Source organism: bacterium, from assembly GCA_031082185.1.
GTDB lineage: Bacteria > Sysuimicrobiota > Sysuimicrobiia > Sysuimicrobiales > Humicultoraceae > VGFA01.
In genome coordinates this window covers 162981-175523 of record JAVHLI010000003.1, presented here as the reverse complement: position 1 = coordinate 175523, position 12543 = coordinate 162981, and the positions used below count along the sequence as shown (strand labels likewise).

Sequence of the window (12543 nt, the reverse complement as noted above, 5' to 3'; positions counted from 1 at the left end):
GTGACGGCAGTGGCAAGAGCGATGAAGTTCATCTTTGGACACGGCAGCGAGGGGGAAGTCCGCGAGTTGCTTCTCCAACACCTAGACAAGGTCGGTGAGTGCGTGGCGCGGGCCCGAACCGTCATGGACGACTACCTCGCCGGCCGGATTGAAGAGGCCAAGGCAGGAGCGATCGAGGTGGACCACCTGGAAACCGACGCGGACCAGATGCGGCGCTCGGTGGTTGATCTGCTCTACCGGGGAGCGTTTCTGCCGATTTTCCGATCCGACATCCACGAGTTCGTTGAGCGGATGGACATGATCGCCGATGCGGCCGAGGTGGCGTGCGACTTTCTGCTGGGCCAGCGCCCCGAGATCCCCTCGGAGTACGCGGAGCACATCCAGCAGATACAGGAGCAAACCCTGGTGGCCTACGGCGGTCTGCACGATGCCGTGACGAACTTCTTCTTGACCCCTGATCAACGGGTGATCCGCGATAGCCTGACCAAGCTCGGCGTCACCGAATCACTGATTGACGGCATCGAGTGGAAGATGACCCGGCAGATCTTCACCTCTGAGCTTCCCCTGGCCGGCAAGGCCCACCTGAAGCAGTTCCTTGATACACTGACCGAGATGTCCGACAAGATGGAGGACGCGGGCGACCGTCTTGAGGCACTGATTATCGGCCTGAAGATCTAGACATGATCGCAATACTGCCTGCCCTCTACCTCGGCTGGGGGATTGGGGCCAACGACGCGGCCAACACCTTCGGCCCCCAGATCGGCGCCAACATCATCGCCTACCGCCGCGCGATAGTCCTGGCGGCGATCTTCGCTTTCCTCGGCGCGGTTCTGGAGGGCGAGAAGGTATTCCCAACGCTGGGGCGCCTTACCAGCCTGACGCTGGAGACGAGCATCATCGCCGCGATGGCCGCCGGCATCACGACCAACGTCATGACGAAGCTGGGGCTGCCCATCTCGACCTCGCACGCCATCTTCGGCGCGCTGATTGCCGCAGGGCTGTATACGGGGAAAGGCTCCGATCCAACGATCGCAGCGCGGATGGTCGCCTCGATGATGGCCGCGCCGATCGGGGCCGGGGTCGGTGCCTACCTCCTCCACCGGCTGCTCGCCGCGGTGGCGGCCGGGAGGCTCGGCGGGGGGATGCTCTTCGGCCGTGCCGTGCGCTATTCCGCTGTGGTGGTGGGGTGCTACGCCGCGTACGCGCTGGGTTCCAATAACGTCGGCAACGCGATGGCCCCGTTTGTGGCCGTGGGCGTGATAGGCCCTGCCGCCGGGGCTGCGCTGGGCGGAGTGGCCATCGCCGCCGGCGTGCTCACCTACAGCCGGAACGTCGTCATGCTGGTCGGCAAGCAGATCACGGCGTTGGACCCGATCACCGCGCTGGTGGCGGCGCTGGCCACGGCGATCACGGTCCACCTTTTCACCCAGCTCAAGATCCCGGTTTCCACCTCGCAGGCGATCGTCGGCGCGGTGGTCGGCGTCGGGCTTACCAAAGGGGTGGTGGCGGTCAACCGCCGGATGTTCTGGATGATCCCAGCGGGATGGGTTATCAGCATCCTGGGTTCGGGAATCACGGGCTACCTCCTGATGGCAGGGTCAGGCCTGTTGCGGTGAGAAGGTCGGCAGGGGCATGGGCATAGGCACACGGGCCGCCCCCGGAGCGGCTCATCCGTGCTGAGTCTCCTTCCAGGTCTCTACCTCGGTTGGGGGATCGGCGCCAACGATACCGCCAACGCATTCGGCCCCCAGGTAGGCGCCAACATCGTCACGCTGCGCCGGGCCGCGGTCCTCACCGCGGCCTTCGGCTTCCTGGGCGCCGTGGTCGAGGGGCAGAAGATCTTTCCGGCCCTGGGCGGTTTTACCCACCTCTCACTCGAGATGAGCGTGGTGGCCGCCCTGGCGGCGGCCATTAACGTGCACGTGATGACCAGATTCGGGATGCCGGTCTCGACCTCGCACGCGATAATCGGTGCGCTCATCGGCGTCGGGTTCGCCGAACGGGCGGGGTTCAACATCCCGATCGTGATGAGGGTAGCCACCTCAATGGTGGCGACGCCGGTTGGAGCCGCCACCATCGCCTACCTGATCTACAGGGGGCTCGCGGCGCTGGCTGCCGGGCGTCTGGGAAGCGCGCTGTTCTTCCAGCGGTCCGTGCAATACGCCGCGGTTGTCATAGGTTGCTATGCCGCCTATGCCATGGGCGCCAACAACGTCGGCAACGCCATGGCGCCGTACGTGGCCGTCGGGGTGATCGGGGCCTCTTCCGGTGCCGCCCTGGGCGGCGCGGCCATAGCGCTAGGCGTGCTGACCTACAGCCATCGTGTCATGGCGGTGGTTGGAAAGCAGATCACGGCGCTGGATCCGATCTCCGCCCTGGTGGCCACGACGGCCACGGCGATCACGATTCACCTGTTCACCCAGATTGGGATCCCCGTGTCCACCTCACAGGCGATCGTCGGCGCGGTTGTCGGGGTCGGCCTCACCAAGGGGATCATGGGCGTCAACCGCCGAACCCTGATGGTGATCCCGGCCGGATGGGTAATCAGCGTCGCGGGCTCGGGCGCCGCGGCCTGGCTGTTGCTGGTGGTCTACCGCCTGATACGATGAGAACCCTGTCTCGGGGCGCGCAGGAGCCCGACGGCCGGGCCGCCCGATGGAGGCATCTATGCCCAACGTCGTGGTACTGACAACAGGCGGCACGATCTCGACCCGCGATGCGGACGGCCGCGGGGCCACGCCTGTCCTACGCGGCGCTGACCTGCTGCGCGAGATCCCGGGGCTCGACGCAATCGCCTCGCTAACCGTAGAAGAGTTCGACTTCATCCCGGGCGCCTTCATGACGCTCGAGCGGATTTTCGAGTTGAGCCGCCGCGCCTCGGAGATCATCGCGCGGCCGGAGGTGGCGGCTCTGGTCATCACCCACGGGACCGACACGCTCGAGGAGTCTGCCTACTACCTGCACCTGACGGTGGGCGGCCAGACCCCGGTCGTCTTCACCGGGGCAATGCGCAACGCCTCGCAGATCGGGTTCGACGGCTATCGCAACCTCTACGACGCGATCCGCACCTCGGCTTCGCCCGAGGCGCGGGGGCGCGGAGTGTTGGTGGTTCTGAACGAGGAGGTCCACTCCGCGCGGTGGGTGACCAAGACCAGCGGGCAGAAGGAGGACACCTACAAGTCGCCGGTGACCGGCCCGGCGGGTCTTGCGTACGGGGACCGGATCGCGTTTGTAGCAGCGCCGTACCCGCGGCGCGTGCTGCTCAACGCCATGGAGCCCAAGGTGGACCTTATCCGATTGGTCGTGGACGCGGACGATCGGTTCCTCCGCTGCAGCTTGGAGAGCGGCTCCCGAGGGATCGTGATAGAAGCTTTCGGCGGAGGCCGGGTGCCGCCGCCGCTGCTGCCTGCCATCGGTGACGCGCTGGGCGCGGGGGTCCCGGTGGTCGTCACCACGCGGTGTCTCACCGGCGAGATGTGGGACGGCTACGGTTACCAGGGCGCATATCGCGATCTGCTGACGCGTGGGGTTTTCTTCGTGCACGATCTGCCGGGCCACAAAGCCAGGTTGAAGCTGGCGGTGGGTCTGGGCAACGGGCTGCGCGGCGAGGCGCTGCGCGACTACCTGGCGGCAGAGGCGTGAAGGCTCGAAATTGACACGCAAAATCCAGACTTCTTATAATGAAAGATGGCACGGCGGGTGCTGCAGGCCATACGGCTTCCAGCTTCCGCCGGCTTCGCTTCCAGGAGGTCCGGCATGAAGATAGAAGGCGAGCATCTCCTTCCGGCGACGCGCGATCAGGTGTGGGCCGCGCTCAACGACCCCGACGTGTTGGTGAAGACGATCCCGGGTCTCAAGCAACTCGTCCCGACCGGTGATGACGCCTACGACGCCACGATCGAGCTGGCAGTCGGACCGGTGCGCGGAGCCTACCAGGGAAAGGCGCGTATCACGGAAAGAACCCCCCCGGAGAGAATGACCCTGACCGTGGAGGGAGGCGGGCGGCCCGGAACGATCAGGGCCGCGGGCGCCCTGACCCTGGAGGGCCGGGACGCCTCGACGCTCGTGCGGTACGTCGGGGACGTTCAGGTGACCGGGGTTCTGATGAGCGTCGGCCATCGCTTGTTCGGCGGCGTGGCGAAGCAGCTGGCAGGCGTGTTCTTCAAGGCGCTGGAGCGCGAGGTGCAACAGCGCGCGAACGCGGAGCCGGCCCGGTGATTCCGGCCGCGTTCGCCTACCATCGGCCCCGCACGGTGCAGGCCGCCCTGCGGATGCTGCTGTCGCACGGCCACGACGCCAAGATCCTGGCCGGCGGGCAGAGCCTGCTTCCCATGATGAAGCTGCGGGTCGCAACGCCGGCCCACCTGATAGACATCGGGCGCGTGGCGTCTCTCCGCGGCATCCGGCTGCGCCGGGGCGTGCTGCGAATTGGAGCGATGGCCACGCACCGGGAGATTGAGATCTCACCGACGGTGCGCCGGGCAGCCCCGGTCCTCGCAGAAACCGCGGCGGTCATCGGCGACCTTCAAGTGCGCAACCTAGGGACGATCGGCGGCACCCTCGTGCACGCCGATCCCGTGGCAGACTACCCTGCCACGGTGCTGGCGCTGGACGCGGAGTTCACGCTGCTGGGCCCATCCGGCGTGCGGACCGTCCCGGCCGCGGAGTTCTTCCTGGGGCTCATGACGACCGCCGCAGGGCCGGACGAGCTTCTGACGGAGATCGCCATCCCCGCGGCCCCTCCCAGGTTGGGCGCGGCATACCTGAAGATGCCCAACCCGGCCTCCGGCTTCGCGCTGGCCGGGGTGGCGGCCGTGATCGGGTTGGACCCGGCCGGCCATTGCGTCCACGTCCGCGTGGGCATCACCGGCGTGGCCTCCACTGCCTATCGGGCGTTCGGCGTCGAAGCGGCCCTGGCCGGAGCGGAGCCCACCGACGAGGTGCTGGCAGCTGCCGCCGCATCCGCCGCGGACGGGGTCGAGGCCAACCCCGACATCCACGCCAGCGCCGAGTACCGGATGCATCTGGCCGGCGTTCTTACCCGCCGTGCCCTTACGCTCGCCCGCGACCGGGCCATGGCGGTCCGGCGCCGCGGACGGGCTGCGTCGCGGGCCTGATTGGTGGAGCAGGGGATGCACTCCGAGATCAACCACATCCAGGAGCTGCTGGCCAATCAGGGCTACGTCGCCGACCGCACGATCGCGACGAGCGTCTACCTGTCCATCACGCTGCGCAAACCCCTGCTCATAGAGGGCGCCGCAGGCGTGGGGAAGACCGAGGTGGCGAAGGTAATGGCCCGAGCCCTCGATGCAGACCTGATTCGGTTGCAGTGCTACGAGGGTCTCGACGCCACCACCGCGCTCTACGAGTGGAACTACCAGAAGCAGCTCCTCCACATCCGGCTCTCCGAGGGTGGCGAGCGGTCGCTCGCCGAGCGCGAGGCCGAGATATTCAGCGAGGGGTTTCTCCTCAAGCGGCCGCTGCTGGACGCCATCACCAGGTCGCAGTCGCCTGTACTGCTGGTGGACGAGATAGACCGGGCCGACGAGGAGTTCGAGGCGTTTCTCCTGGAGGTCCTCTCCGACTTCCAGGTTTCCATCCCAGAGATCGGCACGATAGCGGCCACCGCGATTCCCAACGTGGTGCTCACCAGCAACCGCACCCGGGAGCTCGGCGACGCGCTGCGTCGGAGGTGTCTGTACCTCTGGATTGATTACCCCACGTTTGAGAAGGAGCTGGAGATCGTCAGGCGCAAGGTACCGGCGGTCAATGGGCGCCTGGCCGAGCAGATCAGCGCCTTCATGCAACTGATCCGGCGCCTCCGCCTGGAGAAGGCCCCGGGGGTCGCCGAGACCCTGGACTGGAGCGCCGCGCTCATGGCCCTCCACCGGGACCATCTCGACCGGGCCGCGGTCGAGGAAACGCTGGGCGTGCTCTTCAAGCATCACGACGACGCCGCGGCAGTGCGGGCGCAGTGGCTGGATCAGCTTCTCGATGGTGTCGCGGCGCTGGAGCAGGAAGGAAGGCCATGGTCCCAGGAAGCCGTGGTGCGCGCCGCGGAGCGGCTCGCGATCCGCAGGTAGACCGCCCGCGGCACGGTGACCTCGCGGCCAACGTGGTGGCGTTCGCCCGCCTGCTGCGAGGGCGCGGGTTGATCGTTGGGCCGCCCGAGGCCGCCGACGCGTTGCGCGCTCTCTCCGCCGTGGACCTGACCGATCGCCTTGAGACCTATCTTGCGCTGCGGGCGGTTCTGGCGTCCGGGCCGGAGGCGCAGCGCATATTCGACGCCGCCTTCTGGGAGTTCTGGGGCGAGATGCAGCGGGCGGTGGGCGCTCCTCCGTCCGGAGATCAGCGCGCGCCCACGCTTGACGGCCGGCAGGCACTCGACCGCGTGATGATCGAATGGCAGGAGAACGGTGACGCCGGCGCCGACGGCGATCGAGTCCCGGCCTACAGCCCGGTTGAGGCACTCACCCACAAGGACTTCAGTGCGCTTTCCGCCGATGAACTTGACGAGATCACCGCGGTCGTGAACGCGATCGCCCGGAGGGTGGCAACGCGCCTGTCACGCCGGACCAGGCAGGCCCGGAAGGGGCACCTGGTGGACCTGCGGCGGACGATCCGGCACAGCCTGCGCCGCGGAGGCGAGATGCTCGACATCCTCCGTAGGGAACGGAAGCTCCAGAAGACGCGCGTGGTGCTGCTGTGCGACGTCAGCGGCTCGATGGACCTCTACAGCCGGTTCCTGATCCAGCTTATCTATGCACTGCAGCACGCGGTGGCCAGGGTCGAGACCTTTGTGTTCAGCACCGGCCTCAGCCGGATCACGGGGTCGCTGGCACGCGCCGATCTGCGTGCCGCCATGGACGAGATCGCCCGGAAGGTGCCCGACTGGTCCGGCGGGACGAAGATAGGTCGCAGCCTGCGCCGGTTTCTGGCCGACTACGGAGGGTGGGCGCTCGATGGCAGGACGGTGGTCATAATCATCAGCGACGGCTGGGATACCGGCGAGCCGGACGTGCTGGAGTCCGCCATGGCCGAGCTGCACCGGCGCGCCGCGCGCGTCATCTGGTTGAACCCGCTGCTGGCGAGCCCGGGGTATGAGCCGATCTGCCAGGGGATGCGGGTCGCGTTGCCTCATGTGGACGTTTTCGCCCCTGCGCACAACCTGGACAGCCTGCGCCGGCTCGAACGCCATCTGGCGCGCCGCCCATGAAGGAACTCGCCGATCTCCTCTCCTCTGCGCGGGAGGCCTCGGCCGCAGGAGAGCCGATGGCCGTAGCCACCATAATAGGGGTCCGGGGTTCTACCTACCGGCGTGAGGGCGCACGCATGCTCGTTACCCGCTCGGGCCGCCTGACCGGCAGCATCAGCGGGGGCTGTCTCGAGGGGGATGTGGCGGTTGTGGCCGGGGATGTGATGGAGCGGTGCCTCCCTCGGGTAATGCTCTACGACCTGACCGCCGATGACGACGCGGTGTGGGGGTTGGGCCTGGGCTGCAACGGCGCGATCGAGGTGTTCGTCGAGCCGGTGACGGGTGACGACCTGTTGTGGCAGGCGGCGGAGGCAGTGCTCGACGGCGCTGCCCTCGGGCTCGTTACCGTGGTGGAGGGGGGGGCCGCGGTCCCCGCGGGAGGGCGCATCGCGGTGTGGCCCGACGGCCGCTGCCAGGGCGGCCTGGGCGATGCGGCCCTGGATAAGGCGGCCGCGCGGATCGTGCTGAGCGCTTCGGGCGCGCACCGCTCGCGGATTCACGTCCTGGGTGCCGAGGATGGACCGCAGATACGGCTGTTCGTGGAGGCGTTGCATCCTCCGCTGCGCCTGATCGTCTGCGGGGCAGGACACGATGCGATTCCCGTGGTACGCCTCGCATCGCAGCTCGGCTGGAGGGTGCTGGTTGTTGACAGGCGCGAGGCGTTCCTGACGCCCGAGCGGTTTCCGGGCGCAACCGGGTTCCTCCGCACGGAGTTCCCCGAGGCCGGAGGGACGGTCCCAACCGACTCCCTCTCATTCGTGCTGGTCATGACCCACAACTACGTCCACGACCGCGACCTGCTGCGGGCGTTCCTGCCGACCCCGGCACGGTATCTGGGGATGCTGGGACCCAGGGCGCGTACCGAGAAGATCCTGCGGGAGCTTGTGGCCGAAGGTGTGGCGATCGGCGATGACCGCCGCGCGCAGATCTACGGCCCGGTCGGCCTGGACATCGGCGGCGACACTCCGGACGAGATCGCGCTGGCGGCCCTCTCCGAGATCCTCGCCGTGGCGCGCGGGCGCGCAGGAGGGTTCCTGCGCGCCCGCGCCGGTCCCATCCACCTGCCCGCGCAGAACGCGGGCTCCTTGGTTTCTGCCGTGATCCTGGCGGCCGGAGCCAGCACCCGGATGGGCCGTCCGAAGCTGGCGATTCCCGTGCGGGGAACGCCGATGATCCGCCGCGTGGTGGAGGCCGCGCTCGCCTCGCGCTGCGGCGAGACGATTATGGTGCTGGGCACGCACGCAGAGCTATACCGTTCGCTGCTCGACGGCCTGGCGGTGCGGATCGTGGAGAACCCGGATCCCACTAGGGGCATGGCGTCTTCGATCCGCGCCGGAATTGAGTCGGTCTCGCCCGACGCCTCCGGCGCGGTGATCCTGCTGGCGGACCAGCCGTTCGTCTCGGCAGAGGTGATTGACCGTCTGATCGAATCGGCCGCCGGCGCAGGGCGGCGGATCGTCGCGTCGGAGCACCACGGCGCCGCAACTCCACCCGTCTTCTTTCCGCGGGCCTTCTTCCCGGAGCTGCTGGCTCTCGAAGGCGACCGCGGCGCCCGCAGCGTGATCCAATCCCATCCAGGGGAATACGTGCTGGTGCCCCTCCCCGAGTCCTGCGCCGCCGACGTTGACACCAGCGCCGATCTCTCTGCCATCGACGAGTAGGCCTAGGGTTCCCCGCGCCTCAGGACCCGCCCGGCCCTGGCGCCGGTGTCCACTTCGTTCTCGATGACCATCGCTCCGTTGACGATCACGTGGGAGACGCCCGCGCAGTAACGGTGTGGATCCTGGAACGTGGCCAGATCGGTGATCCGCTCCGGATCGAAGACCACCAGGTCGGCGACGCAGCCCGGCCGGATTAGCCCCATGTCATAGCGGCGCAGCCGCTGTGACGGGAGTGAGGTCATCTTGCGCACCGCTTCTTCCAGGCCGAGCACCCCGTCCTCACGTACGTACCTGCCCAGCACGCGCGCGAACGTGCCGTAGCTGCGAGGATGCGGCCTGCCCCCGGCCGAGGGAGAGAGTGTCCACCCGTCGCTGGCAATGGCCACCGCGGGGTGGCGCAGCACGCGTCTCACGTCCTCCTCGGACATGGCGAAGATTATCATCTGGACGCCGCCGCGCCCACCTTCCAGCAGGTGCAGGGCCGCGTCTACCGGGTCCTCGCCCCTCTCCGCCGCGATCTCGGTAAGCATTCTGCCCTCGTACTCCTTGCCGGGGCCGTCGGGAACGCGGCTTATCATGATCGCCTCAGGGTCGAACTCGCGGGTTCCTGAGGACAGCGCCTCAGGTCCGGGAGACGCGATCTCGGCGCGGATGCGGGCGCGCTGGTTGGGATCCGCGAGGCGGGACAGCATCGCCTCGACCCCGCCCTGCATCGCCCACTTAGGCATGATTGCCGCCAGGGTGGTGCTGCCCGCGGTGTACGGGTACTGGTCCGCCAGCACGTCCTGACCCGATGCGCGCGCGCGATCAATCATCTCCAGCGAGGCGCCTACCCGGCCCCAGTTCTGGCGACCCATTGCCTTGTGGTGGCTGAGCTGGACGGGCACCCCGGCCCTGCGTCCGATCGCCAGCGCCTCGCCGACAGCGTCCAGCAGAGAGTTGCCCTCACCTCGGATGTGGGAGGAGTAGAACGCTCCGTACCGCCCTGCCACCTCTGCCAGCGCCACCAGTTCCTCGGTCGTGGCGTAACTGCCGGGGACATAGATCAGGCCCGAGGAGAGACCGAACGCCCCCTGCTCCAGCGCCCGCGCCACATGGTCCCGCATCGCGTCCAGTTCCTGCGGCGATGGAGGACGGTCATCAAAACCCATTACCGCGACGCGCACGGCCCCGTGGCCCACTTGGAGAGCGACGTTGCAGGCCAGCGGAAGGCGTTCCAGACAGGCGGCGTAGCCGGCCGCGTCTTCCCATTCCCACGAAAGCCCGGCGTCCACGAACGCGGCATAGGCACGCAGCAGGTCCAGGCGTTCCTTCGAAACCGGAAACGGCGAGAAACCGCAGTTGCCGACGAGCTGCGTGGTAACACCCTGGCGCACCATCGCCTCGGCGCGAGGGAAGGTCGGCAGCGTGAAGTCGCCGTGGGTGTGCAGGTCAATGAACCCCGGCGCCAGCACCGCGCCGCCAACGTCAACGGTGCGCCGGGCGGCGGCGCCGGAGAGGTCGCCGATCCGCGCGATGCGGCCGTCCTCCACGCCCACATCGCTCCAGAACCATGGGTTACCCGTACCGTCCACTATGCGGGCGTTGCGGAAGACCAGGCTGTACATCTACTTCCCTCCCTTACTTCCCTGCCTGGGACGGAGGCAGCACCAACAATACGTCGCCGACCGGGCGCTCCCCGATCTCGTCCGACGGCAGGTTGATCACCACTCCCCGCACTACCAGTGTCGTTGACCCGCCGCCATCCAGGTTCAGGGCGTCGGTCACCCCGAGCCTCCGAAGCATCCCCGCCAGCTCGACCAGGGTCATGCCGAGACTGTGATACGGCTGGCGCCCTCCGATCACCGCAATGACGGTCCGGCCGTCTTCCAACCGACCGATGGCGGTGCGGGGGTGGCGCCGGTTGGCAAACGATGGCCGAAACCCTTCACCTCCGACGAATTGGCCGCCGGAGAGGAGCCGCGGCCCGCCGCCCATCACATGCCGGACGCCCTCCCACCGCGAATCGCCGGAGGCCGGTACCAGGCGCAGGCGGAGCGAGACCCGATCGCCCTGCTTGAACGCGGCCAGCAGGGAGGCCCGACCGCGGGTGTGTCCCGAGAGAACGTAGCCGCCCGGTGGAACCGGGCTGTTGCCCCGTCCATCCACCACCTGCTGCACCGTGTCCCCGGCCACGACCACCTCGGCGCCGACGGCGTTGGTGCGCGTGGTGGCGCCGTGCGCCGGGCGGTACAGGATGATCTCACCTGCGCCGCGGTCACGGTTGACGCCGTCAATCGTGACCGTGCCTGCCTCGGTGGAAGCGGCGGCATCGAGCCGGAGCATGTCGAAGAGCAACTGGCCGTCGTCGGTGATTCCAACGCAGCTTCTGCCCGCCAGCGGCTCGCTGATCACCTCGCCCTCGATGACCAGGCACCCCATGGGATCTCCCGACGAGGTGAAGAACCCGCCGTTGACCGCGGCGGTCGCGCCGGCGCGGCGCGCGGCATCGCTGGTCTTACCGCGGCCTATGACCGGCCCAGAGGCCAGCGCCGGCCGCAGCCGCGCGCCGCCGGCAGGTTCCACCAGCACAACCCCGCTCCAGAACGGCCCGGCCAGCGCTTCGTAGTCGGACACGGTGAGGATGATCCAGGTAGGCAGGCCCTCGGCGGCGAGACGCTGTTGCAGGCCGATTGCCTCATCGCGGGTGGCGTAGTTCCCAACGCGAACCTTGAAGAACTCATCCACCGCGTCCACGAACGCAGGATAGCCCCGCGCCCGCATCGCATCGGCCAGCCGGCGCGCCCGTTCTTCTTCCTGGAACGCGCCGATCTGCACCCGCCAGACCGGCGGCGCCCTCAGCGCGCCCCGCTTCTCCAAGATGAGGGTCACGCCGGACTCCAGCGCTACCGAGAAGGTCAGCGACATGCCCTGCTCCACGCCCTGCAGGTAAGCCCACACCAGGCTGGCCGCTTCGGCGCGCGTGAGCGGATCGCCGGGCCGCACGCGCTCCGAAGGTGGCTCGCGCAGCATGGGCGGCGCGCTCAGCGCGGCGATGGCGATCGCGCCGCGGGTGGCTGACGGCAGGCCGTTGAGGTCGGCGAACGGTAGTGTTGCGTTGACCATGTACGCGGATTCGAACGTGTGCCCCAGCGCGCGCACCAGCCAGATGAAGGCATCGCCGCGCACCAGCGACGAGTTCGGGCGGAACAGGCCGCCTGCGGGGATCATGCCGTACGCCACGGCGGACTCAACGGCGGGCGCCAGTTCGCGCGCGAGGGGTAGATCGGCAAACGACGGCTGATCGGGCCGCACCTGCGGTAGTCCGCGCGCCGCCACGAGCCAGGCAACGAACTGTGCGCGGCCGACTGGCGCATCGGGGCGGAATAGGCGGTCGGTGGGCATCTCGATGACACCGCGTGCGAGCAGGTTCGCGATGCGCTCCTCTGCCCAGTGGCCGCGGGCATCCTCGGGCCGCAATTGGGCGGAGGCAACGGCTCCTGAGGCAACCAGCAGCGCGGCCAGGAGGGCGAGCGCGGTTACGAATCTGCGGCGTGCGTCCGGTGGGAACATTGCCTCGGGGATTCTGGCGGGACTCCGCCGTTCCTGCTCATCGGATGTCTCCGCCACAAAAAATCAACAAATTGT

General features: G+C 68.3%; 11 protein-coding genes. 9 read left to right on the top strand and 2 right to left on the bottom strand.

Annotation, left to right across the window (positions count from 1 at the left end; all coding sequences use genetic code 11):
• The 9 genes from RDU83_04670 to RDU83_04630 all read left to right on the top strand — a co-directional run bounded on the left by RDU83_04670 (window position 1) and on the right by RDU83_04630 (window position 8916).
• Window positions 1-678: a DUF47 family protein gene (locus RDU83_04670; protein ID MDQ7840306.1), complete on the top strand. Its 678-nt coding sequence runs from the start codon at window positions 1-3 to the stop codon at window positions 676-678.
• A gap of 2 nt (window positions 679-680) precedes the next feature.
• Entirely contained in the window at window positions 681-1616 is a 936-nt protein-coding gene (locus RDU83_04665) for an anion permease (GenBank protein ID MDQ7840305.1), read from the top strand.
• A 57-nt stretch (window positions 1617-1673) separates the two neighbouring features.
• On the top strand, window positions 1674-2609 hold the full coding sequence (locus tag RDU83_04660) for an anion permease (protein MDQ7840304.1): 936 nt from the start codon (window positions 1674-1676) through the stop codon (window positions 2607-2609).
• 58 nt (window positions 2610-2667) lie between these two features.
• Window positions 2668-3642 carry an asparaginase gene (locus RDU83_04655; protein MDQ7840303.1) on the top strand — a complete coding sequence of 325 codons (975 nt, stop codon included), beginning with the start codon at window positions 2668-2670 and terminating at the stop codon, window positions 3640-3642.
• A 114-nt stretch (window positions 3643-3756) separates the two neighbouring features.
• Window positions 3757-4218: a carbon monoxide dehydrogenase subunit G gene (locus RDU83_04650; GenBank protein MDQ7840302.1), complete on the top strand. Its 462-nt coding sequence runs from the start codon at window positions 3757-3759 to the stop codon at window positions 4216-4218.
• Window positions 4215-5117, top strand: coding sequence for a xanthine dehydrogenase family protein subunit M (locus RDU83_04645; protein ID MDQ7840301.1), 903 nt, complete (start codon window positions 4215-4217; stop codon window positions 5115-5117). The genes RDU83_04650 and RDU83_04645 overlap by 4 nt, the downstream gene beginning before the upstream one ends.
• A gap of 15 nt (window positions 5118-5132) precedes the next feature.
• The gene (locus RDU83_04640) at window positions 5133-6083 is read left to right on the top strand and encodes a MoxR family ATPase (protein MDQ7840300.1); all 951 of its coding nucleotides are present in this window, start codon (window positions 5133-5135) and stop codon (window positions 6081-6083) included.
• Entirely contained in the window at window positions 6029-7216 is a 1188-nt protein-coding gene (locus tag RDU83_04635; protein ID MDQ7840299.1) for a VWA domain-containing protein, read from the top strand. The genes RDU83_04640 and RDU83_04635 overlap by 55 nt, the downstream gene beginning before the upstream one ends.
• Window positions 7213-8916 (top strand): NTP transferase domain-containing protein, encoded by a 1704-nt coding sequence (locus RDU83_04630; GenBank protein ID MDQ7840298.1) that lies wholly within the window; start codon window positions 7213-7215, stop codon window positions 8914-8916. Before RDU83_04635 ends, RDU83_04630 begins: the two co-directional genes overlap by 4 nt.
• Window positions 8917-8918: 2 nt before the next feature.
• Here RDU83_04630 and RDU83_04625 read toward each other — a convergent pair whose 3' ends face one another.
• Complete coding sequence (locus RDU83_04625; protein ID MDQ7840297.1) at window positions 8919-10523, bottom strand: D-aminoacylase; 1605 nt, start codon at window positions 10521-10523, stop codon at window positions 8919-8921.
• 13 nt (window positions 10524-10536) lie between these two features.
• Window positions 10537-12468 (bottom strand): phosphodiester glycosidase family protein, encoded by a 1932-nt coding sequence (locus tag RDU83_04620; protein MDQ7840296.1) that lies wholly within the window; start codon window positions 12466-12468, stop codon window positions 10537-10539.
• Window positions 12469-12543: the final 75 nt, after the last annotated feature.